The sequence below is a fragment of the Brevibacterium sediminis genome (genome assembly GCF_024895295.1).
GTDB lineage: Bacteria > Actinomycetota > Actinomycetes > Actinomycetales > Brevibacteriaceae > Brevibacterium > Brevibacterium sediminis.
In genome coordinates this window covers 250,862-276,198 of the sequence record NZ_JAHQRN010000002.1, presented here as the reverse complement: position 1 = coordinate 276,198, position 25,337 = coordinate 250,862, and the positions used below count along the sequence as shown (strand labels likewise).

Annotated in this window: 27 protein-coding genes; 17 read left to right on the top strand and 10 right to left on the bottom strand. The window is 65.8% G+C overall.

Annotation, left to right across the window (positions count from 1 at the left end; all coding sequences use genetic code 11):
• Positions 1 to 55 precede the first annotated feature (55 nt).
• On the bottom strand, positions 56 to 661 hold the full coding sequence (gene recR / locus KTJ89_RS05635) for a recombination mediator RecR (RefSeq protein WP_025780860.1): 606 nt from the start codon (positions 659 to 661) through the stop codon (positions 56 to 58).
• The gene (locus tag KTJ89_RS05630; RefSeq protein WP_259357045.1) at positions 658 to 4,062 is read right to left on the bottom strand and encodes a DNA polymerase III subunit gamma and tau; all 3,405 of its coding nucleotides are present in this window, start codon (positions 4,060 to 4,062) and stop codon (positions 658 to 660) included. Before KTJ89_RS05630 ends, recR begins: the two co-directional genes overlap by 4 nt.
• Before the next feature lie 92 nt (positions 4,063 to 4,154).
• On the opposite strand from KTJ89_RS05630, the gene KTJ89_RS05625 reads away from it, so the two are divergent.
• Genes KTJ89_RS05625 through KTJ89_RS05590 form a run of 8 tightly spaced genes read left to right on the top strand, consistent with a single transcriptional unit; the run spans position 4,155 to position 9,924 of the window.
• A complete protein-coding gene (locus KTJ89_RS05625) occupies positions 4,155 to 4,817 on the top strand; it encodes a DUF1707 SHOCT-like domain-containing protein (RefSeq protein ID WP_259357044.1) in 663 nt (220 codons plus the stop codon).
• The gene (locus KTJ89_RS05620) at positions 4,817 to 5,080 is read left to right on the top strand and encodes a hypothetical protein (RefSeq protein WP_259357043.1); all 264 of its coding nucleotides are present in this window, start codon (positions 4,817 to 4,819) and stop codon (positions 5,078 to 5,080) included. Before KTJ89_RS05625 ends, KTJ89_RS05620 begins: the two co-directional genes overlap by 1 nt.
• A gap of 31 nt (positions 5,081 to 5,111) precedes the next feature.
• Positions 5,112 to 6,140, top strand: coding sequence for a GNAT family N-acetyltransferase (locus KTJ89_RS05615; RefSeq protein WP_259357042.1), 1,029 nt, complete (start codon positions 5,112 to 5,114; stop codon positions 6,138 to 6,140).
• A 24-nt stretch (positions 6,141 to 6,164) separates the two neighbouring features.
• Positions 6,165 to 6,815, top strand: coding sequence for a DUF4178 domain-containing protein (locus tag KTJ89_RS05610; RefSeq protein WP_258041890.1), 651 nt, complete (start codon positions 6,165 to 6,167; stop codon positions 6,813 to 6,815).
• Positions 6,815 to 7,426 (top strand): DUF2617 family protein, encoded by a 612-nt coding sequence (locus tag KTJ89_RS05605; RefSeq protein WP_259357041.1) that lies wholly within the window; start codon positions 6,815 to 6,817, stop codon positions 7,424 to 7,426. The genes KTJ89_RS05610 and KTJ89_RS05605 overlap by 1 nt, the downstream gene beginning before the upstream one ends.
• Entirely contained in the window at positions 7,423 to 7,863 is a 441-nt protein-coding gene (locus KTJ89_RS05600; RefSeq protein WP_259357040.1) for a hypothetical protein, read from the top strand. The genes KTJ89_RS05605 and KTJ89_RS05600 overlap by 4 nt, the downstream gene beginning before the upstream one ends.
• Positions 7,864 to 7,891: 28 nt before the next feature.
• Positions 7,892 to 8,320, top strand: coding sequence for a DUF350 domain-containing protein (locus tag KTJ89_RS05595; RefSeq protein ID WP_052240077.1), 429 nt, complete (start codon positions 7,892 to 7,894; stop codon positions 8,318 to 8,320).
• Positions 8,317 to 9,924, top strand: a complete 1,608-nt coding sequence (locus KTJ89_RS05590) for a polyamine aminopropyltransferase (RefSeq protein WP_259357039.1) — start codon at positions 8,317 to 8,319, stop codon at positions 9,922 to 9,924. Before KTJ89_RS05595 ends, KTJ89_RS05590 begins: the two co-directional genes overlap by 4 nt.
• Before the next feature lie 95 nt (positions 9,925 to 10,019).
• Here the strand turns inward: KTJ89_RS05590 and KTJ89_RS05585 are convergent, their stop codons facing one another.
• The 3 genes from KTJ89_RS05585 to KTJ89_RS05575 form a co-directional block, all read right to left on the bottom strand.
• A complete protein-coding gene (locus KTJ89_RS05585) occupies positions 10,020 to 10,421 on the bottom strand; it encodes a DUF4190 domain-containing protein (RefSeq protein ID WP_139468729.1) in 402 nt (133 codons plus the stop codon).
• Positions 10,422 to 10,524: 103 nt separating this feature from the next.
• Positions 10,525 to 11,115, bottom strand: a complete 591-nt coding sequence (locus KTJ89_RS05580) for a TIGR03085 family metal-binding protein (RefSeq protein ID WP_259357038.1) — start codon at positions 11,113 to 11,115, stop codon at positions 10,525 to 10,527.
• Positions 11,116 to 11,182: 67 nt separating this feature from the next.
• Positions 11,183 to 12,094 carry a Sir2 family NAD-dependent protein deacetylase gene (locus tag KTJ89_RS05575; RefSeq protein WP_259357037.1) on the bottom strand — a complete coding sequence of 304 codons (912 nt, stop codon included), beginning with the start codon at positions 12,092 to 12,094 and terminating at the stop codon, positions 11,183 to 11,185.
• 58 nt (positions 12,095 to 12,152) lie between these two features.
• Here KTJ89_RS05575 and KTJ89_RS05570 point away from each other — a divergent pair, with 58 nt between their 5' ends.
• From KTJ89_RS05570 to KTJ89_RS05555, 4 genes are all read left to right on the top strand, one after another.
• Positions 12,153 to 12,602 carry a flavodoxin family protein gene (locus KTJ89_RS05570; RefSeq protein ID WP_259357036.1) on the top strand — a complete coding sequence of 150 codons (450 nt, stop codon included), beginning with the start codon at positions 12,153 to 12,155 and terminating at the stop codon, positions 12,600 to 12,602.
• Between the two features lie 147 nt (positions 12,603 to 12,749).
• Positions 12,750 to 13,172 (top strand): hypothetical protein, encoded by a 423-nt coding sequence (locus KTJ89_RS05565; protein WP_172174022.1) that lies wholly within the window; start codon positions 12,750 to 12,752, stop codon positions 13,170 to 13,172.
• A 13-nt stretch (positions 13,173 to 13,185) separates the two neighbouring features.
• Complete coding sequence (locus tag KTJ89_RS05560; RefSeq protein ID WP_259357035.1) at positions 13,186 to 13,548, top strand: winged helix-turn-helix domain-containing protein; 363 nt, start codon at positions 13,186 to 13,188, stop codon at positions 13,546 to 13,548.
• 70 nt (positions 13,549 to 13,618) lie between these two features.
• Positions 13,619 to 15,028, top strand: coding sequence for an amidase (locus tag KTJ89_RS05555; RefSeq protein WP_253904006.1), 1,410 nt, complete (start codon positions 13,619 to 13,621; stop codon positions 15,026 to 15,028).
• 22 nt (positions 15,029 to 15,050) lie between these two features.
• On the opposite strand, the gene KTJ89_RS05550 is transcribed toward KTJ89_RS05555, so the two are convergent.
• The gene (locus KTJ89_RS05550; RefSeq protein ID WP_259357034.1) at positions 15,051 to 16,016 is read right to left on the bottom strand and encodes a GlxA family transcriptional regulator; all 966 of its coding nucleotides are present in this window, start codon (positions 16,014 to 16,016) and stop codon (positions 15,051 to 15,053) included.
• A 70-nt stretch (positions 16,017 to 16,086) separates the two neighbouring features.
• Between KTJ89_RS05550 and KTJ89_RS05545 the strand changes: the two genes are divergently transcribed.
• Positions 16,087 to 17,160, top strand: coding sequence for a saccharopine dehydrogenase NADP-binding domain-containing protein (locus KTJ89_RS05545; RefSeq protein ID WP_259357033.1), 1,074 nt, complete (start codon positions 16,087 to 16,089; stop codon positions 17,158 to 17,160).
• On the opposite strand, the gene KTJ89_RS05540 is transcribed toward KTJ89_RS05545, so the two are convergent.
• From KTJ89_RS05540 to KTJ89_RS05525, 4 genes are all read right to left on the bottom strand, one after another.
• Positions 17,149 to 17,814, bottom strand: coding sequence for a DNA alkylation repair protein (locus tag KTJ89_RS05540; RefSeq protein ID WP_139907160.1), 666 nt, complete (start codon positions 17,812 to 17,814; stop codon positions 17,149 to 17,151). The genes KTJ89_RS05545 and KTJ89_RS05540 overlap by 12 nt on opposite strands.
• Positions 17,815 to 17,925: 111 nt before the next feature.
• Entirely contained in the window at positions 17,926 to 18,996 is a 1,071-nt protein-coding gene (locus tag KTJ89_RS05535) for an FUSC family protein (RefSeq protein WP_259357032.1), read from the bottom strand.
• A gap of 187 nt (positions 18,997 to 19,183) precedes the next feature.
• The gene (locus KTJ89_RS05530) at positions 19,184 to 20,383 is read right to left on the bottom strand and encodes an RNA polymerase sigma factor (protein WP_259357031.1); all 1,200 of its coding nucleotides are present in this window, start codon (positions 20,381 to 20,383) and stop codon (positions 19,184 to 19,186) included.
• A gap of 24 nt (positions 20,384 to 20,407) precedes the next feature.
• The gene (locus KTJ89_RS05525) at positions 20,408 to 20,815 is read right to left on the bottom strand and encodes a YciI family protein (protein ID WP_259357030.1); all 408 of its coding nucleotides are present in this window, start codon (positions 20,813 to 20,815) and stop codon (positions 20,408 to 20,410) included.
• Between the two features lie 275 nt (positions 20,816 to 21,090).
• On the opposite strand from KTJ89_RS05525, the gene KTJ89_RS05520 reads away from it, so the two are divergent.
• From KTJ89_RS05520 to KTJ89_RS05505, 4 genes are all read left to right on the top strand, one after another.
• Entirely contained in the window at positions 21,091 to 21,792 is a 702-nt protein-coding gene (locus KTJ89_RS05520; protein WP_259357029.1) for a hypothetical protein, read from the top strand.
• Between the two features lie 255 nt (positions 21,793 to 22,047).
• Positions 22,048 to 23,007 carry an NADP-dependent oxidoreductase gene (locus tag KTJ89_RS05515; protein WP_259357028.1) on the top strand — a complete coding sequence of 320 codons (960 nt, stop codon included), beginning with the start codon at positions 22,048 to 22,050 and terminating at the stop codon, positions 23,005 to 23,007.
• 95 nt (positions 23,008 to 23,102) lie between these two features.
• Positions 23,103 to 23,636 (top strand): type 1 glutamine amidotransferase domain-containing protein, encoded by a 534-nt coding sequence (locus KTJ89_RS05510; protein WP_139469363.1) that lies wholly within the window; start codon positions 23,103 to 23,105, stop codon positions 23,634 to 23,636.
• Positions 23,637 to 23,760: 124 nt separating this feature from the next.
• The gene (locus tag KTJ89_RS05505; RefSeq protein WP_259357027.1) at positions 23,761 to 25,335 is read left to right on the top strand and encodes a SpoIID/LytB domain-containing protein; all 1,575 of its coding nucleotides are present in this window, start codon (positions 23,761 to 23,763) and stop codon (positions 25,333 to 25,335) included.
• Positions 25,336 to 25,337: the final 2 nt, after the last annotated feature.

The following is a 25,337-nucleotide window of genomic DNA, read 5'->3' as shown; positions in this document are numbered from 1 at the left end:
AAACAATATGTTTCACGATTATCGATATGGTGTCAAGAGGGCGAAACCGAGGCGGTCAGTCGATTTCGCGACGACCGGAGAATGCCCGACCGAGGGTGACTTCGTCGGCGTATTCGAGGTCGCCGCCGACGGGCAGCCCCGAGGCCAGGCGGGTGACGGTCACGCCGAGTGATCCGAGCAGGCGGACGAGGTAGGTGGCGGTGGCTTCGCCTTCGAGGTTCGGGTCGGTGGCGATGACGGTCTCCTTGACCTCACCGTCCTGCAGACGCGTCATGAGCTCTTTGATCCGCAGGTTGTCGGGCCCGACTCCGGCCATCGGGTCGATGGCTCCGCCGAGGACGTGGTAGAGGCCCCGGTATTCTCGGGTCCGTTCGATTGCGACGACGTCCTTGGGCTCTTCGACCACGCAGATCATCGACCGATCGCGGCGCGGGTCCTGGCAGACCGTGCATTCGGCCTCCTCGGAGACGTTTCCGCAGATCTCGCAGAACCGCACTCGCTTCTTCACGTCGGTGAGCGCCTGGGCCAGCGCATTGACGTCCTGCGAGTCCGTCTGCAGGATGTGGAACGCCAGACGCTGGGCCGATTTCGGCCCGATGCCCGGAAGCTTGCCGAACTCTTCGACCAAGTCCTGAAGGGCACCTTCGTATACAGCGCTCATACTTCTCTTTCGTCAATGATTTCGCCGCCGAGGACCCGTGCGATCACATCGACGCCCATCTGCGGCGCTTCGGAGACGTCGAGGTCCGTTTCCGGATCATACTCGTCCTCGTCCGATCCCGACCCTTGCGGGTAGGGGTTCGATCCCGGCGCCGAGGCAGCCCCCGGCGCTGTCCCGCCTGCCGGGCTGGCCTGCGGAGCAGATCCGTAGCCGGGTCCGGCAGGCGGAGTGGTGGTGGCACCGTGCTTTTCGGCAAGTGCGGCGAAGCGCGATTTGAACGGTTTCGCCTCTCCCCCAGGGGTCGGTGGCGGCGGCTGCACGGCAGGTGCCGACTGGTCGAAGGCACCTCCTCCGAAGTCGCTCGTGGTGTCGCCGAGATCGGGATAGTCGAGATCGTCGTCGGGCGGCGGAACGACGACGGCGCCGACGTCGACAGCTCCGCTGCCGGCGCTCGTCTCGTCGACGTCGTTCGAGGCTGTGCCTGTCGATGCCGCATCGACCGGTGAGGGGTCGATCGGGGAGGGACCGTCGTTCCAATTCGGTTCCTCCCACCGCGGTTCGACATATTCCATCGGCGAATCGTCGGCGAAGCCGGACGACCTTGCTGGAGCTGGTTCCTGCTCGCGCGAGTGGTCAGACCGTCCGAAGTCGTTGGTCGGTGCGTTACCGGAGTCGGTCGACTCGGTTCCGGTGTCTGTCGGCGCACCGAAGAAGTCGTCGTCGGACAGGTCGGGCACAACGACGTCCGGGACCGCTGGTTCGGAAGAATCGTGGTCAGGATCTCTCGGCTCAGGAGCAGTCCAGTCTGATCCTTCAGAGTCGGCCGAGTCCGCAGCGGGAACCTGAGCGACCGAGGATTCCGGCTCAGAATCGGCCGATCCCTCTTCGGTGGTTTCGGCCGGTTCACCGGGGTTGTCCTGAGGTGTGGGTTCAGTCGGAAGGCCCGGCTGTTCCCCCTCCTCGTCGTCGGAGGACCAGGGCCCCTGCGTCGGGCCGCTGGGTTCCCAGAACTTCTCGTGGTCAACCTGTGGTTTGTCGACTTCACGAGTACCGACGACTGCGGCGACTTCCTGCGGACTCGGGCGTCGCTGGCTCGGCGCCGGTCCGTGATTGCCGCCGGAGTCATTCATGGGCGGAGCCGAGGATCCTTTGCCCTGGCTGCCTCCGCCGGCAGTTCCTCCGCCGATCCGACCGACATCACCGACGTCGATACGAGCCTGGATGCCGAGAACGTCGTTGATCGCCGCCGCGAGTTTGGCCGCATGGTCACGCTGCTGGAATCCCTGCACGGATCCGGCGTTGTTGAAGCCGAGGTAGACGACCCCGTCGGAGAACGACTGCGGGATTGCATTGGCCGCGATGATCGCTCGTGTCAGTCGGCTGCGCTTCTCCACCGAGGCGAGGATGCTCGGCCATGCGCGGCGGATCGCTTCGATCTCACCGCCGATATCGCCGGATCCCGCCACCGAGGTCGCTTCCGGTGCCGCTGCCTGCTCGGACTGTTGTGAGCCATCGGCAGGTCCGGCTGGTGCCGCAGGCGCAGGAGCCGACTGGCGCTGAGGCTGGTTCGCCGGCGCGGAGTCCGGTGCAGAGCTGTGTGCGGAGGCACCGGCAGAGTCCTGTCTCTGCTGGTTGTCCTGGACAGATTGCGACTCATTCTGCGGCGCGCCCGACGCTTCGGCCGCAGGCTCGGGCGGCGAATCGGGAGATGGCTGCTGTTCCTGCGCCGGCTGGCCGTCAGCTGCGCTCCGGGGATCCTCAGCAGACTGCTGCTGCGGACCCGCGAGCGCGGTCTGAGATTGAGGTCCGGACGGCGATGCCTGCTCCGGCTCGGTCTGGCCATCGTGCTGAGACGACTGAGCCTGCTGATCCGACTGTTCTTGTTGCTCGGCCTGCCCTTGCGCCCCCTGCCGATCAGATTGACGCTGCTGCCCCTGCTCACGCTGCTGCGCTGGCTGCGCTACCGGTTCGTTGAGCATCGACTCGGCGGCCGCGGCCATGGCCGCGATGTCGTCGAAGTCGTCGTGAGCCGCGCTCTGGAGCTGACCGGCGGTCGCATCCGCATCCGGTGCTCCGGCCCCGCGGCCCGGCGCACCAGGCGACGCATCACCTGCCGGCGGTCGACCGCCCGACTGTCCTTGATCGACAGCAGGTGCCTGCCCCTGCACAGGGGCTTGCGCCGCACCCTGATCCGGGACTGCCTGCGGCGGCGGCACGTTCGCTGCCACACCGGTGGCCGACATGCCGATGCGACGTTCCATCCGCTCCATACGACTGAGCACAGCATCCCGGCTGCGGCCGGAACCGGGCAGCAGAATGCGGGCACAGATGAGTTCGAGCTGCAGCCTCGGCGAGGTGGCACCCGACATCTCCGTCAGTCCCACGTTGAGCAGGTCTGCGGCGCGGGAGAGTTCGCCTTGTCCGAAACCATTGGCCTGCAGGGTCAGCCTCTCCAGGCGGTCCGGCGGCACTTCGGGCAGGAAGGCATGGGCCGCCTCGGGGGCGGCGTTGATGACGATGAGATCCCGGAAGCGCTCGAGCAGATCTTCGACGAAGCGTCTCGGATCCTGACCGGATTCGATGACCCGCTCCACCGCGCGGTACACCCCGGCACCGTCGCCGGCGGAGAACGCATCGACGATGTCGGACAACAGCGAATCAGGAGTATATCCGAGCAGCGCGACGGCTCGACCGTAGTCGACTCCATCGAGCCCGGCCCCAGCGATGAGCTGGTCGAGGACCGACAGCGTGTCACGCACCGATCCCCCTCCGGCCCGCACGACCAGCGGCAGCACGCCCTTGGCCACCTGCACACCCTCACGAGCGCACAGCTCCTCGAGGTAGTTGCCCAGGGCCTCCGGCGGCACCAGTCGGAACGGATAGTGGTGGGTCCGCGACCGGATCGTGCCGATGACCTTCTCGGGTTCGGTCGTGGCGAAGATGAACTTGATATGCGGCGGCGGCTCTTCGACGATCTTGAGCAAAGCGTTGAAGCCCTGCGAGGTGACCATGTGAGCCTCGTCGAGGATGAACACCTTGTATCGATCGCGCGCAGGCGCATAGACGGCACGTTCACGCAGGTCACGGGCATCATCGACGCCGTTGTGGCTGGCCGCGTCGATCTCGACGACATCGAGCGAACCGGGTCCGCCGTTGGCCAGATCCCGACAGCTCGGGCATTCCCCGCACGGCACCGGGGTCGGCCCCTGCTCGCAGTTGAGGCACCGGGCCAGGATCCGCGCCGAAGTGGTCTTGCCGCACCCGCGCGGGCCGGAGAACAGATAGGCATGGTTGATGCGGCCGCGTTCGATGGCGGCCTTCAGCGGATCGGTCACATGCTCTTGACCGATGACCTCGTCGAAGGTCTCTGGGCGGTATCTTCTGTACAGTGCGGTGGACACGTCCCCTAGCCTAATGCCAACGGCTGACACGAGACACGGCCCCGGACTCCCCGCCGTTGTCGCCGACTTCCCGATCAGGCACGATAGAGATCATGAGCTCAGCCACCCCCTCCCCCGACGAGAACGACCCCGCAAAGACCTTCCGCATCGGCCACAAGGAACGCGACGAGGCGATCGAGATCCTGCGCGAAGCCGCCGGAGACGGTCGAATCACGGTCGACGAGCTCGACGAACGGATGGAGAAGGTCCAATCCGCAAAGTTCCCCATCGACCTCGACGCGGTGCTCGCCGACCTCACAACTGAGTTGCCCTCCGATCGCTTCCGCCCCACCTCGGCGATCACTCCCGCCGCCGGCCGCGCGATGGCGGTCACTGGCCACGACCGCTTCGATCCGCTCGTCATCAAGGCCGGTTGGGAATCCGAGGTCCGCCGTGCCAGGTGGGCGGTCCCGCCGTATATCCGCTGCGAACCCTCGATGTCGAACATCGAACTGAACTTCCTCGAGGTCGAGACCGATCTCGAGGTCATCGAGGTCGAGATCGTCGCCGGAATGGGCGCCGTCACCGTCGTCGTCCCCGCCGATTGGGCCGTCAACGTCGACCAGCTCTCGAAGACCTGGGGCAGCGTGAAATCCGTGGTCGACGCCGTTCCGACCGGCCGCCGGCCTCTCGTGCGCGTGGGCGGATCGATCGGCATGGGCTCGTTCAAGGCCCGCTTCGCGAACTACTTCGACCGTCGGCGAATGGCGAAATAATGGAGCCCGGACTCGATGCTGTCATCTTCCTCACCCTGTGCATCATCGTCGTCTTCAGCGTCGGTGCCTTCCTCGTGTACCGGGTGATGAACACTCCCGGTTCTCATATCGGCTCCCGCCTGCCCAAACATGATCCCCACGCCGAGGCGGCCCCCACCGACACGTCCGACCGCGGATCCGCTGCGGACCAGTTCGACCCCGAGGGGACGAACAGCACCGACGACCCTGACCGTCCCGAGGACCCCGAACCGCGGCGTCCTTGAAAACCGGCACCTGCCGTGATCGACTTTCACTATGACTGAGATTCAGATCACGCGCATCGCCGCCGACGATGAATCTGCGCTGCTGACGTGGAACGACGTCATGCGCACCGCTTACACCGAGGGCCGCACCGCCGCCTGGTGGCGCAGCGCCGAGACGACGCTGACCCAATTCGCCCACCCGCGCCCGGGAGGACAGGACATCGCCCTGGCAGGCCGCCTCGGCGAGGAGATCATCGGCGGCGTCGAGATCAGTCTCTCCCCCGAAACTCCGACCGATATCGAACTCGGTGTCCTCTCGGCTCACCGTCGGCAGGGTTTCGGCACTGCTCTCGCCGAGGCGGCCGCACAGTTCCTCGATGATGGTGACGATTCCTCGGAGATCGTGCAGACCGAAACCTACTGCCCGGCCGGGGTCGCCTTCGCGCAGGCGCACGGGATGAGCATCGGCAACGAAGAGCACCGGCTGCTGCTCGACCTGCCCGCCTACCTGGACGCCGATGCGAATCGGTACAAGGATTCGGGGGCGTCGACGGTTGTGCCGGTGATCAGGGAGGACCCGGACTTCTCGGTCACCTCATGGATCGGAGCCTGCCCCGAGGAGGTGTTGGAATCCTGGACCCAACTGCGTGTGCAGATGGATGAGGACGTGCCCGTCGGTTTCCTCACCCGCTCCGCCACCCATGCCAGCACTGCAGCGATCCGCAGCCATGAGGAGCGGATGGAAGAGCAGGGCTGGACCTTGGTCAGCTCGATGGCGCACGTGGGCGAACTCGCCGTCGGCTACACGGAGATCATGGTCTCGTCCCATGATCCGCAGATCGTCATCCAGGAGGACACGCTCGTCGACCGAGCCTATCGAGGCCGCGGGATCGGTCGGGCCCTCAAGGTCGCGAACCTGCGTCAGCTGCCCGCGGTCGCGGCGACCGCCTCGGCGAAATGGGTGCAGACGTACACGGCGACGGACAACGAACCGATGCTCGCACTCAACCGCGACCTCGGGTTCTTCATCGCCGACACGATGACCGCTCTGGAGAAGAAGTCCGATCACAGCCGCGCGTGACATTCCGGTCGACTAGAGTGGGCGGTGACCCGTCCGGCCATCGAACCGAAGCAGACCGCCGTGCCCACAGAACTCCTCATCGCCGTCCTCGTCTTCATCATCGTCGTTCTCGTGACCGTGCTCGTCATCCGAACACGTGCCAACAAGGCCCGCAAGCAGGAGCAGACACAACAGCCGCCCGCCCCGCGCGATCCCTTCGCCGCCGACCAGAACACCGGCGGTGATCCCGAGACCATCAAGGCCGGGGACCTCCTCGAATTCGGCAACGAGAAGTTCTTCGTCCGCGGCACCCTGCGCATCTCCGAAGGCGGCTACGACTGGGCCGAGCACTTCTTCCAGGCCGACGCCTCGGCGACCCGCATGTGGCTGAGCGTCGAACGCGACCCCGACGTGCAGATCGCCCGCTGGCGCGACCGCCCCGACCTCGACATCGAACCGAAGGCCCGGACCATCACCATCGACGGCACCGACTACGACCTCGTCGAGCACGGCACCGCCTCCTACCGGTCCGAAGGCACCACGGGACTGAATGAGAAGGGCGGGGTCGACTATGTCGACTACGAATCCGGCGACGGCCGCCTGCTCGCCTTCGAACGCTTCGACCACGGACGCTGGGAAGTGAGCACGGGAGAGACCATCCCGACCGGCTCCTTCACCATCTACTCCGGCAGCTGATGCTCACCCTCCCCCGCCCGCTCGACGTCCCCTTCACCGACACCAGTGCCGAGGCGCTGCGGCTGAGCCTCGACCACGACCGGATCGCCCCGTTGGCTGCCCACCGCATCGATGTGCCCACAGCAGCCGCACCCACTGACACAGAGTCCACCCCCGCCGAGGAGGCACCGCACCTCACCCTGACACTGACCGTCATCGGCTCCTCCCACCAGGCGATCCTGAGCGCCGGGCCCACCGATGCGTTCATCGAGACCTTCGCCTGCCTCGGCGAGGATGGGGACGATTCGTCGCAGACACGACCGCGGTGGGACCGCGAACACATCCGCCACGGTCGGTGGGCCGGTTTCACCGAACACCGATTCACCGCGACCCGCACCCACGTGTCCGGGGACTTCCCGACGGCCGCCGCCGAGGTGCTCGCCGCCGGTGCCGACCGTGCCCTCACCGCAGACGACCACCTCTCGGTCGCGTTCCCCGGACAGCCCGGCGCACTGACGGCACTGTCGCTGACCGCAGCAGGTCCCGAACGGATCGCCTGGCTGTCGTGGCACTGCTACCCGCAGCATGGAGAGATCGTGCACAGCAGCTCCGAATTGAGGAGGTCGACATGAGCCAGGGACCGAACGTCTCGATGGGCGGCGGCTCTTTCGATTTCGACCGCGAAAACTCCGGTCCATCCGGCCCCCAGCGTCCCAGCGGACCGCAGCGGCCCGGCGGCGGATCGGGGCGGAAGCCGCGCCGCATCGGCTGCGGAACGATCATCTTCTTCGTCGTCATCCTCATCGTCATCGGCAATATGTTCCGAGGCTGCGGTTCGTCCGGGTCGTCGGCGAACTGCGGCGACTACGACCTCAGCAACGGCCAATACGTCTCGAACCCCGGCGAGGGCGACTACGTCAAGAACGGCAGCAGCTATGACTACGTCGGCTGCGATGCATCCCGCTCCGGAGGCGGCGGCTTCTTCTTCCTCCCGTTCTTCACCGGCGGCGGATCGAACTACGGCGACGGCTCAGGCTTCCGCGGCGGCGGACCGGGCACCGGAAAATAGGCACGATCAGGCACAGCGAAAGGCAGACATGCTCCTGAATTACCTCATCTACGAGACCGGAGTCGTCCTCTCCTATGCGGGCTGCGGACTCCTCCTCATGGTCATCGGCTACTTCGTCGTCGACCTGCTCACCCCGGGCAAGCTCCACGTCATCCTGTGGGAGCAGAAGTCGCGCAATGCCGCGGTCCTCGTCGCCTCCGACCTGGCCGGGGTCGCGATCATCGTCATCGCAGCCATCCGCGCCAGCTCAGATGACCTGGCCGCGGGCATCCTGTCCACTCTCGTCTTCGGCATCCTCGGCATCATCCTCATGGGAGTGAGTTTCGTGCTCATCGGCCTGCTCACCCCGGGCAAGACAGGCGACATCATCAACTCCCCACAGATGCACCCCGAGGTCTGGGTCAACGCCACCGCCCACCTGGGCATCGCGGGCATCATGGCCGCAGCCCTCCTTTGAGCACCGCTGACGACGGCTCCGGCACCACCACCGAGGCGGCCCGACCGATCACCCTCCCGATGCGTCCGGGGCCGGCCCGATTCTTCGTCCTGCTCGCCGTGTTCATCTGCGCGAGCTGCGGAATGGTCTACGAGCTCGCGCTCGTGGCCTTGGGGTCCTATCTGCTCGGCGACACCATCGTCCAGGCCTCCATCGTCCTGGCCGTCATGGTCTTCGCCATGGGTGTGGGCTCGCTGGCGACCAAGCGGCTGACCGGGTTCGCCGCGGTCTCCTTCGCCCTCATCGAGGCGGCCCTGGGCATCATCGGCGGGCTCTCCGTCATCCTGCTCTACCTCGCCTTCGCGTTCGCCGACGTCTACACGGTGGCCATGGTGGCCCTCGCGTTCGTCATCGGCGCGCTCATCGGCGCGGAGATCCCGCTGCTCATGGAGCTCGTCCAACGCATCCGCGCGCAGAAGGCCTCGAGCGCAGTGGCCGACCTCTTCGCCGCCGACTATGTGGGCGGACTCATCGGCGGGCTCGCCTTCCCGTTCCTCCTGCTGCCGCTGCTCGGTCTGCCGCGCGGTGCGCTGGCCGTGGGGATGACGAACGCACTGGTGGGCATCCTCATCGTCCTCTGGCTCTTCCGCTCCGAACTCAGCCGCGCCGCCCAACTCATGTTGGCAGCTCTGCTTGTGCTCATCCTCGGCGGGCTCACCGTGGTGTGGGTGTATACCGACGACATCGAAGTCACCACCCGGCAGCGTCTCTACCGGGATCCGATCGTGTATTCGCAGCGGTCGGACTACCAGGAGATCGTGCTCACCGAGGCGAAGAGGACCGGTGATACGCGGCTGTTCCTCAACGGGGATCTGCAGTTCGCCTCGGCCGATGAGTACCGCTATCACGAAAGCCTCGTCCATCCGCTGCTGAACGGTCCGCGGCGCAACGTCCTCGTCCTCGGCGGCGGCGATGGATTGGCCGTGCGCGAGATCCTCAAGTATCCCGACGTCGAGTCAGTCACTCTCGTCGACCTCGACCCCGCGGTCCTCGAACTGGCGAAGACCTCGGAGCACTTCACCGCGTTCAACGACGACTCGCTCGACGATCCGCGGGTGAGAGCGATCGCCGCCGATGCCTTCACGTGGCTGCGCGAGGCGAAGCGTTCGGCCTATGACGCGGTCATCGCCGATCTTCCCGACCCCGATGATGTGGCGACTTCGAAGCTCTACAGCATCGAGTTCTACGGGCTCATCCGCCAGGTGATGTCCCCGGAGGCGCGCCTCGTCGTCCAGGCCGGCTCCCCCTATTTCGCCCCAGAGGCCTTTTGGGGCATCGGAGAGGCCGTCGCCGAGGCGGGACTGTCGACGACTCCGTATCACGTCGATGTCCCCAGCTTCGGTGATTGGGGATATCTCCTCGCCGATCTCGACGGGGAGGGCCCCGAGGTGACCGTGGCCGATGATGCTCCGGACGGATTGAAATTCGCCACCGCCGAGGTGCTCGCCGCCTCGACGACGTTCCCACCGGACCGTGATCGCGCGGCTGTGGGCAAGGTCGAAGCCTCGACGCTGCTGCACCCGCGGGTCCTCGACCAGGAACGCGGGGCCTGGGTCGGATACTGAATTCGTCTGACACGGGCTTCTCAAATCGGCAGAGGGCCGACCCACAAGGGTCGGCCCTCTGCGGTTTCTCTGTCGGTGTTGCCTTCTTGTCGCGGTCAGCCGGCCATGAGGCTGGCCAGGCCGCCGACGATGCCGAAGGAGATTCCGAGTGCCCATCCGAGGACAAGGAGACCGAGGAAGACGAGGCCCAAGATGAAGCCCCATTTGCCCATCTCGTTGTCTCCGAAACCTGCTTCCTGTGAGCGCTTGCGCGCCATGTGACCGGTGATGATGCCGACGACGGGTCCGATGAAGTTGAATCCGAGGAAGGTCGACAGGGTCGCCACGAGCGAGACGATGCCGAGCACCTTGCCCGGATCCTCCTCGGCACGCTGGCCATTGCGGTACTGCGTCGGGTAACTCTGCGGTGCTTCGTACTGCCCGGCGGACGGGTGTGGGTACTGTCCCGCGGAGGTCTGGTCGAACTGATCGGGAGTCGGGGTGGGTGCTGCGTTCATGGTGCTGGTCTCCTTGGTATCGGCTGTTGATACCAGCCTAGGAAGACGTCACCGGACGCCGACAGGGACCAATCCCCCGACCTGGATAGGGTTTTCCCGAAGTTCAGCGCACGTCGACGAGTGCGTGGTCAACCCGTCCCATGAGATAGAGAAGCAGCTCGAGAGGTGCCCCGGTGATCGTCGTGGCCTCACCGCTGCCCTTCTTCCCTGCTGTGCGGGTACCGAAGCCCGGGGCTTCGATCGTCACGGGCCCCTTCGCCTTCGCCGCGTAGGGCAGGAGGGCCACCTTCGTCTGTGCCCACACGGTCGCGGTCTCCGCCTTCGACAGCCGACGCGGAATCCATTCGATCGCGGCGCGGCGGATGTCTTCGTGGTGGACGAGGAACTCGGTCGTGTTCATCACCGTCTCCACTCCCGGCAGGGCGCCCGGGGTCCACTTCGGCGGTGCGGCGACGAGTCCGAGCAGCCGGCTGAACGGCATCTCGGCGTACTCGTCTTCCTTCGCCTGCAGGCGGTCGGAGAACTTCGGCATGAAGATGCCCGCGGCAGCGCGGGGATGACGTTCGCGGATGACGAGGTGGGTGGCAAGGTCCCTGACCGTCCACCCTTCACACAGGGTGGGTGCGTCGTCCCCGGCACGGCGGGCTGTGTCGACAAGGCGCAGTCGTTCGGCGCGAGCCAGATTGTCTCTCATGACTCTCAGTCTTCCATTCCCGGCTTGGACTCCCCTGGATGCCTGGCCGAATCGCCGCCTGATCTCCTCACCGGCTTGCCCACGCGGTGACGAAGTCGGCGACGCGGGAGATCGACCGGAAGTCGGCGAATTCGTCTCCGCGGGTCGGCCCGTCGGTGACGATGACGACGGGTTTGCTTTCCTTCGCTGCGGTCCGGACGAACCGCAGTCCCGACAGCACTGCCAGCGAGGACCCGAGCACCACGAGTCCGGCAGCCTCGTCGGCGATCCGATTGGCTGCCTGGACCCTGGCGGCCGGGACGGAATCGCCAAAATAGACGACATCGGGCTTGAGCAGTCCACCGCATTCGGGGCAGTCGAGGACTGCGAATCCGGCGGTGTCCTCGAGTTCGACGTCGCCGTCGGGTGCGGTTTCGACGTCGATGGGGTCGATGCCGACCTCCTCGGCGAAGTCCGGGTTGAGTTCGCTCAGTCTCCGCTGTACCCAGTCGCGGTCGAACAGGTGTCCGTTGCTCAGGCAGATCACTCGGTCGAGGCTGCCGTGGAGGTCGATGACGGGACTCGGCGCCGGGGCTCCGGCGTCGTTCCCGCGGTCGGCGGCGACCGCCTCGGCGGCGGCCTGATGGAGTCCATCGACGTTCTGGGTGATGATCCCGGCCACGGACAGCTCGGCCAGGGCGAGGTGAGCTTGGTTCGGTTGGGTGCCGCGCATCCGCGGCCAGCCCATCCATGACCGTGCCCAGTACCTGGCTCGCTGATCGGGGTGGGAGAGGAAGGTCTGGATCGTCATCGGCTTCCGCGGCGGGGAATCCGGTCCACGGTAGTCGGGCACGCCTGAATCCGTGCTCATTCCCGCCCCGGTGAGCACCGCCCAGTCCGCGCCGGAATAGGTCCTCGTGAGCACGTCGATGATCGCGGCATCGGGGTGGCTGGCTTCCGGACGCACGCGTCCGCGCAGGGGGTCGAAGATGACTGCCATGGCTCCACTGTAGACAGGGCAGCTGACGGAGGGCACCGGCCGGGGCTAGGGTGGGGCCATGGTCAACGTTCTGCTCGTTCATCATTCCCCGTCCGCTGCGACGGTACGGATCGCCGAGGCGGCCGAGTCCGGGTTGCGTATGCTCGAGCTCGGCGACATCGACGTCACCATCCGCCCGGCGCTGGAGGCAAGTGTTGCTGATGTGCTCGCCGCGGATGCCTATGTGCTCGGCACGACCGCGAACTTCGGCTATATCTCCGGTGCCCTCAAGCACTTCTTCGACACCACCTATGACGCGGTGCGCGAGCCGACCGCCGGCAGGCCGTTCTCCTACTGGATCCACGGCGGCTACGACACGACCGGTGCCGAAACCGCGATGAAGCAGATCACGACCGGCCTAGGTTGGAAGCTCGCCTTCGACCCCCTCATCTTCACCGGCGAAGTCACCGAGGAGCATTTGGAGCGGGCCACGGAGCTGGCCGCCACAGTCGCAGTCTCCACCCCTTAATTGCTACCTGACGGCGGCCCAGCTACCTCGCGCGAGGTAGCTGGGCCGCCGTCAGGTAGTAATTTTGGTGAAAGTACTTTCCACTATGGAAAGTAATTGGTACTGTGGAATTACTTCCACAGAGCAACCCCAATCAGAGGAACCGACATGAACACGAACCCCACCCCGCAGCAGGCGGCAGATCTTCTCAGCCAGGTCGAAGCGAACCAGTCCCGGGCCCGCGGTGGAGATGCGTGGCCGCTGGTCACTCTGCTCTTCGTCCTTTCCACAGGACTCTCCGTCGGTCTCATGGCCATCGGCATCATCGACGACAACACCACCCAGCTCGTCGTCGCCGGAGCCGGACTGAGCTGGCTCGTCCCGGCACTGATCGTCTACCTCGTCAAGGCCCTGTCCTGGAGCCGCCGCTCCACGGCTCTGCTGCTGTCATGGCTGGGCGTCATCATCGTCGCCTTCGTCGCCGGCGTCATGGCCGATTCGTTCGCCGCCGGCGGTCCGATCCCGTTCATCGCCGCAGGACTGCTGTGGGTCGCCGCCCCGGTCTTCTCCCTGCTGGCCCTGCGCCGCTGAGGAGGGACCGACGATGACTGCGAAACAGAACTCCGCGACCGAACCAGAGGACGCGCACACCGAAGACGAGACGATCCCCCACCTCGGCGACTCGCTGACCCGGCTCGAACCGGAGCTGAACAACCCCACGAGGCTCGGCATCGTCTCGAGCCTGAAGAACCGGGACAAGGCCGAGTTCAAACTGCTGCGCGACAGCCTCGGTGTCTCCGATTCCGTGCTCTCCCGGCACATCACCGCACTCGAGAAGGCCGGAATGATCGAGGTGAAGAAGGGGTACGTGGGCAAACGCCCGCGCACCTGGGTCTCGATCAGCAAAGACGGGAGCAGACGTCTCGAGGCACACATCCAATCACTGCGGGAACTGGCCGGAGCATAGCCCCGTAGATGACTGTTCACCCTGGTGAGAAGATCGACTAGGGTGATGGAAACCGATGCAGGGAGGCATGATGACCACACCGACGAGCACCGAGATCCCGTTCCTCGAGCTCCACGAAGTCTCGACACTCATCCGAACCAGGCAGCTGTCCTCGCGTGAGGTCACCGAAGCGATGCTCGAACGCATCGACAGCCTCGAGCCCCGACTGCAGGCCTTCGCCACAGTCATGGCCGAATCGGCCCTCGCTGAGGCCGACCGCGCCGATTCCCTCCTGGACCGCGGAAACTGGCTCGGCGATCTGCACGGAGTCCCCGTGGCGGTGAAGGATCTTGCGAACACCCACGACGCACCGACCGGTGCGGGCACCACGATCCATGCGGACTTCCGCCCAGATTTCGATGCCACCGTCGTCGCCCGACTGCGAACCGCCGGAGCCGTCATCCTCGGCAAACTGCGTCTGACCGAGGGGGCGTTCACCGGTCACCATCCCGACCTGCCGACCCCGGTCAACCCGTGGGATGCCGGCACCTGGTCGGGAGTCTCCTCCTCAGGGTCCGGTGTGGCCACTGCGGCCGGGCTCTGCTTCGCCTCGCTCGGCTCGGACACCGGCGGATCGATCCGCCTTCCGTCCTCGGCCAATGGCGTCACGGGACTCAAACCGACCTGGGGCCGAGTCTCCCGCCACGGCATCTTCGCACTCGCTCCCAGCCTCGATCACATCGGGCCGATGACCCGCAGCTCCCGTGATGCCGCGATCGTGCTGCGGGCCATCGCCGGCCACGATCCGGCCGATCCCACCTCGTCGCTCGAACCGGTACCGGACTACTTGCAGAGGTTGCGCGTCGACGGAGCCCCGGTCGTCGGTTTCGACCGCAAGCTGGCCGAAGAGCACTTCGACGCTGCGACGAATGAGATGCTCGAGGACACCATCGAGACGGTGACCGACCTGGGCTGGCGGGTGCTCGCGGTCGAGGCTCCCGGTTTTGAGGCCGCGGCCAAGGAATGGACGGCTCTGTGCGGGGTCGAGACCGCCGGTGTCCATTCGGAGACGTATCCGGCCCGGGCGGACGAATACGGTCGCGACCTGTCCGGTCTCATCGAGATCGGGCGCGGACTCTCCGCCGTCGACTACCACCGGCTGCTCGAATCGCGGAGAGACTTCACCGGCCGTATGCGCACTCTCATGGCCGATATCGATCTGCTCCTGCTGCCGGGAATCGGCGTCGGCTCACCGACGATCGCGCAGATGGCGAACCTGGGTTCCGACCAGAAGCTGTTCGCCGCGGTGACCGTACCGACGGCACCGATCGACAACTGCGGAATGCCGTCGATCACTCTGCCCGCAGGGTTCACCGACCGGGGCACTCCCCTGGCAGCACAGTTCGTCGGCGGTGACTTCACCGAACCCTTGGTGCTGGCCGCCGGTCATGCCTTCCAGCAGGTCACAGACTTCCACACCAGCCACCCGGCCGGGCTCTGAGCCCACCGACCGCAGGGGCACCTCAGGCCCCGAGCGGTCTCTCCTCGGGGCTGTGGAATGCATTCCGGTAGGCAGTGGGGCTGATGCCCAGTTCGTTCCGGAAGTGACGTCGCAGGGTGGCTGCGCTGCCCATCCCGCAGCGGGCGGCGATGATCTCGACGGCAGCATCGGTGCGCTCGAGCAGATCCTGCGCACGGAGGATCTGCTGGTTGTGAAGCCATCTGAGCGGGGTCACCCCCACCGAAGAAAGCATTCGGCGCGCGAGCTGTCGGCTGCTTACGGCGGCCCGACTGGCAAGGTCGTCGACAGTGAGCGGCTCGTCGAGGTGCGCCTTGGCCCAATCGAGTGCGGCACCGAGACAGTCATCGAGCGCAGGATCGGCCGGGGCGATGACGAACTGCTTCTGACCACCTGGTCGATGCGAGGCCACCACGAGCGTGCGGGCGAGCGCATTGGCTGCCGCGACTCCGAAGTCGAGGCGAACCAGATGCAGACACAGGTCGAGAGCGGCGGTCTTTCCCGCGGAGGTGAGAATCGTCCCGTCATCGACGTAGAGGACATTGTCGCGGACATCGACTCTCGGATGCAGTCGGGAGAGTTCGGCCGCGTGCATCCAATGCGTGGTCGCCGGACGCCCATCGAGCAGCCCCGCCGCAGCGAGGACGAAGGATCCGGTGCACAGGCTGGAGATCCTGATGCCGTCGGCGGCGGCGGTCCGCAGCACCTCGAGAAGCTGCGGATCCGGTTCTCCGTCAAGGACGGTGGTCGAGGGCACGACGATCGAATCCACGTCGAGCAGATCGGCAAAATCGCCTCTGCGACCCTGCGGAAGCCAGTTTGCGCTATCGCCGGTGGGGGTGCACACGATGAGGTCGTACCAATCACCCTGCGGCGTGAAATCAGAGCGATCGGTGCCGAAGACCTCGGCGGCGATCGCAGTCTCATAGAGCATGGAATCTCGGTGCAGGGCCAGCCCGACGGTATGCATGTCTGAAATTGTACGCAGAGTGTCCCATCGTCTCCTGGTGCCCGCAGCCGCGCAGTGATGAGCTTGAACCATGCAGAAGAACTCAGCAGTGCTCGTCTACGGAGCCTACGGACATACCGGTCGTTTCATCGTCGCCGAGGCGCTTCGGCGCGGACTGCGACCGATCCTCTCCGGTCGTAGAGAAGCCGCCCTCACCGCCATGGCCCAGAATCTTCCGGGAACGGAGATCCGCGTCGCGGACGTCGCCGTCACAACAGATCTCGATGCCGCAGTCGCCGGAACCGCCGCAGTCATCAACGCCGCCGGCCCATTCCTCGACACCGCAGAGCCATTGGCCGCAGCAGCCGCCCGCGCCGGGGCCCACTACCTCGATGTCTCCGCCGAACAGGGGTCCGTGCAGGCACTCTTCGAGACATTCGGATCGAATCGGACACCGATGAGCACGGCAGTGGTGCCGGCCATGTCCTTCTACGGCGGACTGGCGGACCTCCTCGTCACCGCCGCTGCCAGGGAATGGGAGGAGATCGACTCGGTGACAGTCGCCATCGGCCTCGACCGGTGGTGGCCGACCCCGGGGACTCGGATCACAGGCCGACGCAACACAGCCACTCGACTGAGGGTGTCCGAATCGATGCTCGTTCCCGTCTCCCCACAGCCCAGTCGCCACCAGTGGGCCTTCCCGGCACCGATCGGTGAGCAGACTGTTCGCGAGCAGCCATTCAGCGAGATGATCACCATGAACCGGCATCTGCGGGCCCGCCGGATCGACAATCTCCTCTCAGAGACCGCGCTGGCCGATATCTCCGATTCGGAGACCGGTGCCCCACAGGCGGTGGATGACTTCGGTCGTTCCGCCCAGAACTTCACCGTCGATGTCCGGCTCGACCGAGCCGGTCACCGACGCGAACTGCGAGCGTCCGGCCGCGACATCTACCAGGTCACCGCCCCACTCGTGGTCGAAGCCGCCATCCGCCTCATCGACGGTCGGTTCACCGGCACAGGGGCTCTGGCGCCGGGCGAGGCCTTCGACGCCGCCGACTTCCTCACCGCCCTGAGCGCGAATTGGCTGACGATCAGCTCACCGGACGAAGAATCAGCGGCGTCCGGTCTCGCGGGGCAGGTGCCCGCCGAATCAATCCGCTGACTTCCGAGCCACCATCTCCGTGATCCAGGTCGGGGCGAAGGGCGAGGTGCAGCCGGGCGAGGTCGGGTAGTCGCGGAGCACGCCGAGGCGCTCACCGATGTCGATGGCACGTTTCCGCAGGTCCGGGTTCTCGATGCCGATATAGGACAACGTCTCGTTCATCGCCCACTGCAGACGTTCGGGGGCATCGGACATCTCGGCCTCGATCACATCGAGCAGACCGGTCAGGTCGAGGCCTTCGGGTTTCCGGTTCACCCGTTCGCTCGTCAGCGCCCACCCGGCGGAGGCGACCACGGGATCCGGATCGTCCATCCACGACCGGCGCAGCGCCTCGGCGTGGGGCGATTTCTTGACGATATAGCTGACCAGCCAACCGTGGACCTTCGGGACACGGGAGTCACGCAGCATCTCATCGAGCTGTGCTTCGCTCCAGGCCTTCGGACGCATGATGAGGATCGCGACGAGGCGGGCCGCAGTGTCACCGGAGTCCCACAGTTCGGAGGCGAGTTCATCGTTCTTCTTCAGGTCCTTCGCCACGGCGCGCAGCTTCGTCAGGTTGACCGCGTGGTCGTCGCCGTGGCGGGCGTTGACGGCGCGGATCTTCTCGTCCTCGAGCGAGGCCAGGGTGGCGAGCACCTCGGTGCTGGTGGTCATCATGTGCTCCCGGTTCGGTTCAGCGTCAGGGCAGTGCGGATGAGTTGAGGTGAGCCGATGATATCCGACGCACAGGCGGCGTGGCAGAAGTTCTGGCAGCCGAGGACCAGGTCAGTCATCATCATGGGCATGCGGGGAGGCATCGATTTCAGCGCGCGTCCTCTTCGCACTGCTGAAGCCGACGATGACGACGACCATGCCGACGACGGCGCCGATGACGGTTTCGATGGCACGCGAGGCCAACAGCTCCGGAACCGGGTGGGGGCTGCCGATCTGGGTCATGAGCAGTGCCAACGGGGTGATGAAGAGCAGAGCCACCGAATAGTTGCGCAGCACGAAGATCTCGGCGAGGAACTGCAGCAGGATCACCCACACCACCAGCTGCCACGCCTCGGTGGGGAACGACAGCAGGAACGCTGTGACGATCACGCCCAGCAGGGTTCCGACCACCCGGTGGACGCCGCGCTTGAGACGGGCCGAACGACCGGGTGGAGTGATCGGTGCGACCGCTGCGACCATCGCCCAATAGCTGTGGGACAGCAGCGGGAGCACATCGATGAGCAGGGTGCCGAGAACTCCGGCGATGAACGGGGCGATCGTGAATCGGGCGGCGTGGGCTGCCAGATCAGCCTTGCCCACCGGCGACAGCCCGACCCGCACATAGGTCTCCTTCTCCGGAGGCATGCGTTCGCCGGCATAGTGGGCGAGCGCTCCGAGACCGATGCACACCAGCGCCGAGGCGGCCGCCACACCCATTGCCACCGGCACCGATGCGCCGCCCGGAATGGATCCGACGGCTCCCGTGGCGAAGATGAAGAAGATCGACCCGCCGGGTTTGAGCCGGAAGCGCAAGGCGATGGCCGCACCCGCACCGGACACGAGCGAGGTGATGACGACGAGCACCCAGACCGAAGCTCCGAGGCTGCTGAGCAGGGCGCCGATGCCCACGCAGACGACGAGGACGGCGGCTGCGATCGACTGTCGTCTGGTCCGCGATCGTGGGGATTCGAAGCGTGCGTAGATGCCGGTGAAGGCGCCGAAGGCGGCATAGACGGCAAGGTCGAGGCGGTCGATTCCGAGCAGCACGAGAAGCGGGATGGCGACTCCCAGGGCGATGCGGAACGCGGGAATGTGGTCGCGTTCGCCCGGTGGGATGCGGAAGAACTCCTGCAGGTGGCTCAAACGGGTTCGGCCTCTTTCGACATCGGGAACGGACCCCGGTGACGGGATCGCTGACATGGGGTGGTGAGCTGAGCGCTCCCTTCGATCGTAGTCCGCCATCGGTGCGGACGAATGTCTTCTGCCGACAGGAGTGATCAACCTCGCTCGCCGAGGCGGCCGAGCGAGACCGTGATCACCGTCGTCTCGGTCACGGCCGGTGGCCCTGCCCCGACCGAAGGCGTGCCGCCTGCCGGTTGAGATGATCGCGTTCGGCGAGGCTGCCGGCCCGTTCGGCGGCCCGTGCGTAGAGTTCGGCGGCCCGCTGTGACTCCCCTGCGCGTTCGCGCAGGTGCGCTTCGACGGCGAAGTAGCGCGGCAGGCTCTCGTCCAGTCCCCGCAGTTCGGCCAGGCCCGCCCCTGGGCCGTCGGCTTCCCCGACGGCCACGGCACGGTTGAGTCGCACGATCGGGGTATCTCGCAGGGCCAGCAGTTCGTCATACCACTGAACGATCTGCACCCAGTCGGTGTCCTCGACCGTCTGCGCATCGGCGTGGAGTGCCGCGATGGCAGCCTGTGCCTGATATTGGCCGAGTTCATCCCGACCAAGGGCTGCCTGCAGGATTTCGATGCCCTCGACGATGAGTCGTCGATCCCACAGGGTGCGGTCCTGATCGGCCAGCGCGACGAGGCGACCGTCGACGCCGAAGCGGGCATCGCGGCGGGCGTGGTGGAGGAGCATGAGGGCGAGCAGTCCGTCCACCTCGGCGGAGTCGATCATCGACGTAAGCGTGCGGGTCAGTCGGATCGCCTCGGCGACGAGGTCGACCTCGCCCGAGTGCCCTTCGTTGAACACGAGGTAGAGGGTGGTGAGCACCGAGGACAGGTCGCCGGGTCGGTTGAGTCGGGAGCCTGCGATCGTGGATTTGGCGCGGCTGATGCGTTGAGCCATCGTCGGCTCGGGCACCATATAGGCTGCGGCGATCTGCTTCGTCGTCAGTCCGCCGACCGCCCTCAGAGTCAGGGCCACCGCCGAGGCGGGGCTGAGGTCGGGATGCGCGCAGAGGAAGTAGAGGTCGAGGGTGTCATCGACGTTCGGGACGCCGTCCGTCCCGGGTTCGGCCGAGGTTCCGGGCTCGGCGAGCGTGGCGGCCATGACCCGTTCCTCGCGTTTCATCCGCGATCCTTCAGATCGCACGATGTCGAGGAACTTCCGCCACGCCACCGTCACGAGCCAGCCCCGCCGGTCACGGGGCAGGTCGGCCGGCCACGATCGCAGGGCTTCGATGAGCGCGTCCTGAACGGCATCCTCGGCAGTCGCGAAGTCTGCTCCACGACTGACGAGGATGCCGATCACGGCGGGGACGAGCTCACGCAGCTCCGCCTCGGCGAGGGGATCCGGATCGATCATCGCGGACTCCGTTCGCGTCCCTGATCATTCGTCCACGCTGGGTGCGTGGTCGAGGAAGGGACGCAGTTCGAGCCATTCGTTGATCGGCTCTCCGCCCTTGCCCGGTGCGGCGGACAACTCACCGGCGAGTTCGAGAGCTCGGTCGTAGTTCTCGACGTCGATGACCATCCACCCGGCGATGAGGTCCTTCGTCTCGGGGAAGGGACCGTCGGTGACCGGAGGCTTGCCCGGTCCGCCGGATCGGACGAAGGTGCCCTCGGGCGAGAGTGCCTGGGAGTCGACGAATTCACCGGAGTCCTTGAGTCTGTCGGCGAAGGCGTTCATGTACGCCACATGCGCGTCGACTTCGTCGGGACGCCACTGGTCCATCGAGGTGTAATCCATATACTGCTCCGACATCCGATAGTGCTTGAGCATGAGGTACTTGGCCATGATGGTCTCCTTGTCTCGTGTCGCTCGCACGGGTTGTGCTCGCTGACATGTCTGGGACGCAGCCGGACGAGTGTTCTCGACATCGCCGGCGAAGTTTTCTCGAATCTCTTCGGCTCCGGTCATCGAACACAGTCCCAGAATAGGCCGATGTGTCCGTCCTGGAACATGCGTCACCGGATCCGAACACGAATCGGCCCAGGTCACGGCTCCGCGCTGAGAGGCTTGTCTTGTACGAAACACCGACAGCTTTTTGCACACGAGACCAGGAGCAGACCATGAAGGCACAGACACTTCTCAAGACCATCACCGTTGCCGGAGCTCTCGCCGCGACCCTGACACTCTCGGCCTGCGATATGAACATCACCTTCGGCCCAGAAAGCCAGGGCCAGGAACAGGGCCAGGAGCAGGACGGTCAGCAGGACCAGCAGACCGAGAGCACCGAGACGACCGCCGAAGAACCGGTATCGGATTCGGGCTCCGCCTCGGACTCCACCGGTTCGGGTTCGACCGGAACGACCGATAACGGCACGACGGACAACGGCACCACCGGCAGCGGCGGATCCACGGATTCGTCCAGCGCCTCCTCGGCGAGTGGCTCCTCCACCTCGAACGGCTCGTCGTCCACCGGATCGTCGTCCTCGAGCGACTCCACCTCGAGCGGATCATCGTCGTCGAGCGGCACGACCGACAACGGCTACCAGGGTCCGCGGATCGGCGAAGACGGAGTCGAACTCGACGCCGACGGCAACGGCAAGATCCCCGCCGACGTTCTCGAGGCGGACATCAAGAACGCCTACGCCAAGCAGGGCACCACGGTCGACAACGTCGACTGCTACTCCGACCTGCGGATCTTCTCCCACAGCGGCTCACAGAACTGCACCGTCACCGCTGCCGGCAAGAATCACTACGGCACTGTGAAGATCACCTCGGCGTCGCAGTCCGGCATCGGCTACAGCCTCGAGTTCCCGAACATCTGAGCCGACAATGCCCGGTCGCCTCATCGACGCGGCCACCCTGATCCGCTCCCCTCGAGCAGCCGCGATTCGCCTGACGAATTCCGCGCATCCCCAACTGCACTCCCCTGGCCCGCTGCGGCCCGGGGAGTGCGGTCATTCGTGTCGTGGAACAAGTCGGCTTCCTGTGGTGTTGTCGCTGATGTGGGCCACGGAACAGGTCGGGCCCTCAACCGATTCGTCAGTCGGACTGATTCGCCCACCGATGAGGAGCAGAGCATGACCAGACGCGTCCAGTACACCTCCAACGGAGACATCGATCAGCTTCACCTCGCCGAGGTGGCCGTCCCCGAGGTCGGCGAGGGCCAGGTCCTCGTCACCGTCCTCTATGCCGGGCTCAATCCCCTGGATTGGAAGATGCTCCAGGGCGGTCGCTTCGGTTCCGTCGAAACTGCCTCCGGCAACGGCGTGGACTTCTCCGGCGTCGTCGCCTCGGTCGGCGAACGCGTTACGGACTTCACGCCCGGAGACCTCGTCTACGGCGGGCTGCCGAAGCAGGCGCAGACCGAACAGCTTCTCATCACCGATCCTGCCGACAGGCTCGACAGGATCCCGCGCGGACTCGGCGTCGACACCGCCGGAGGTCTCTACGTCGCAGGGCGCACCGCCGTCGCCGGAATCCGCGCCCTGCGCCTCAGCGAAGGCGACACTCTCTTCGTCTCCGGGGCCTCCGGCGGCGTCGGCATCATCGTCGCCCAGCTCGCCCGCAACCTCGGGGCGAGGGTCATCGGCAGCGCCAGCCAGGGCAATCATGCTCTCTTGGAAAGCCTCGGGATCGAACCCGTCACCTATGGTGAGGGCCTATGGGACCGAGTCAGTGAACTCGCCACCGACGGGATCCAGGCCGCGTACTCGACGCAGGGTGAGGACGAGATCACCGGCATGATCGACCTCGGCGTCCCAGCCGACCGCATCGTCTCGATCGGTGCGGGCCCCACGGTCGCGGAGAAGTACGGGGTGAGCATCGACGGCGAAGCCAGGGCCCGCCGTGATGACATGGTCTGGCTGGGCCAGGCCATCGCCTACGGCCATATCCACATCCCGATCGCCCGGGTCTTCGACGCCGAAGAGGTCCACGACGCCTACCGGCATCTGCTCACCGCCCACCCGGCAGGCAAGGTGCTGCTGCGCTTCCCCGCGAAGCCGCTGACCGACGAGCAGCGAGCCCATCTGACCTGAGGCGCCGGCCCAAGTTCCGCGGCGGCTCAATTCCCACGACAGACAGATTTCACGACAGACAGCATTTCCAGAACACAGAGAAAAGGAGCACCATCATGGCCATCACCGATAAGAAGGTCGCATTCCTCCTCACCCGCGGCGTCGAGCAGATCGAACTCACCAGTCCCCGCGCGGCACTCGACGAGGCCGGGGCGACGACCGTCATCGTCTCCCCGTCCGAGGGAACACTGCAGGCGATGGAAGGCGATTGGGAGCACGCCGAGACCTTCGACGTCGACGTTCCCGTCGCCGAAGCCTCGGTCGATGACTTCGACGCCCTCGTCCTGCCCGGCGGCACCCTCAACGCCGACGCTCTGCGTCTGGACGAGGACGCCGTCAACCTCGTCAAAGCGTTCTTCGCTGCCGACAAACCTGTCGCGGCCATCTGCCATGCCCCGTGGATCCTCGCCGAGGCGGGAGTGGCCAAGGGACGGAAGCTGACGTCCTTCATCGCGACGAAGACAGACCTCATCAACGCCGGCGCCGACTGGACCGACACCGAGGTGGTCGTCGACGGCAACCTCATCACCTCCCGCAACCCCGGCGACCTCGACGCCTTCAACCAGGCGATCGCTGACAAGCTGAGCTGAGCAGGAACGATGCCTCTTTCGCCGAGGTCGGACCGCCTCGGCGAGGAACTCCCCGGAACGATCGTTTCGGGGAGTTCGTCTGTTCGTCACCCGGGGTCTTGACAGCCGCGCTTATGATCTACTCATGCCAGCTTCCCCGTTCGTCAAGGCGACGACTCCTGCCCTCGCGTCACTGCTCATCGGGTTCCTTCTCCTTCTCTGCTCCACACCGCCTCCGGCACATGCCGCCTATTCGACCTCGAGCGCGATCGGGACGATGCACAGATCGCTCGGCGGGAATTCCGGCAAGCTCGGCCCAGCGGTCGGCCCGCAGCGGTGCACGCTGATCCAGAAGGGCTGCTATCAGTCGTTCAAGCACGGCAGCATCCATTGGACGAAGGCCACCGGTGCCCATGCGACTCTGGGTGCGATCCGCACGGCGTGGAAGAAGTCCGGGTGGGAACGCGGTCCGCTCGGCTATCCGACGAGCAACGAGTACCGGTCCGGGTCCGAGACCCGGCAGAAGTTCCAGAAAGGCATGATCGTGTGGACGGCGAAGTCCGGGGCGAAAGTGACGCTGACGAAGGCGCCGTCGTCGTTCACGATCAAGGGGTCGGGGTTCGGCCATGGAGTCGGGATGAGCCAGTACGGAGCGCGCGGAATGGCGGCAGCCGGAAAGTCGTCGACGCAGATCTTGCAGCACTACTACACCGGGGCCAAGGTCACGACGATGTCGAAGGACGCCGACGCCAGTCTCAGGGTGCAGCTGCTGACCGGGAAGAAGTCCGTGACGGTCTCTCCGCGGTCCGGCCGTCTGCGGGTCAAGGTCGGGTCGAAGACCATCGAATCGGCCTCGAAGGTCACGATCGAACGGACCTCGTCCGGTTCGGTCAAGGCGATCATCGGGTCGAAGAGCTATTCGGGATCGAAGCTCACCCTCGAATGGCAGGGCACCCGATATTGGAAGAGTTCGTCGGCGACGACGGTGTCGGTCAGCGGTGCCCAGAACGGGGCGACCGGCACCTACCGGCACGGACGGCTCGAGATCGGTCAGCTGAAGAGCTCGCTCAACGTCATCAACGTGGTGGGTCTCAACAAGGAATATCTGCCGGGCATCGCCGAGATGCCGGCATCGTGGCAGTCCGAAGCCCTGCGCTCTCAGGCCATCGCTTCGCGCACCTATGCCTACCGCAATCTCGGTGCGGTGAAGCCTGCCTGCGGGTGCAACGTCTATGACGAGGTGGCCTCGCAGCGTTTCCTCGGGTGGACTCATGAGAATGCAGGCGATTCCGGTCCATGGCGCAAGGCCGTGGCCGCGACACAGAGCACGAGCGGGTCGACGGTGAAGTCGGCGCGCGTCATCACCTACAAGGGCGGGCTCATCGATGCTGTCTACTCGTCGTCGGCAGGCTCGAAGACGCATTCGGCTGCCGAGGTGTGGGGGTCGGCCGTGCCGTACCTAGTCTCGGTCGATGACTCTCCGTCGAAGTATGCCTCTGCGCAGAACCCGAACGCCTCGTGGTCGGTGACGGCCAAGCAGGCCGACATGGCACGGGCGTTCGGGCTGGCAGACGTCCGGTCTGTGACGGTGGCGAAGACCGGCTCAGGTCTGGTGAAGACGGTGAAAGCCACCTCGGTGAAGGGGAAGACCGCGAGCCTCACCGGCGATCAGCTGCGGACCAAGCTGAAGCTCAAGTCCGCGTCATTCAGCGTGGCCTGAGG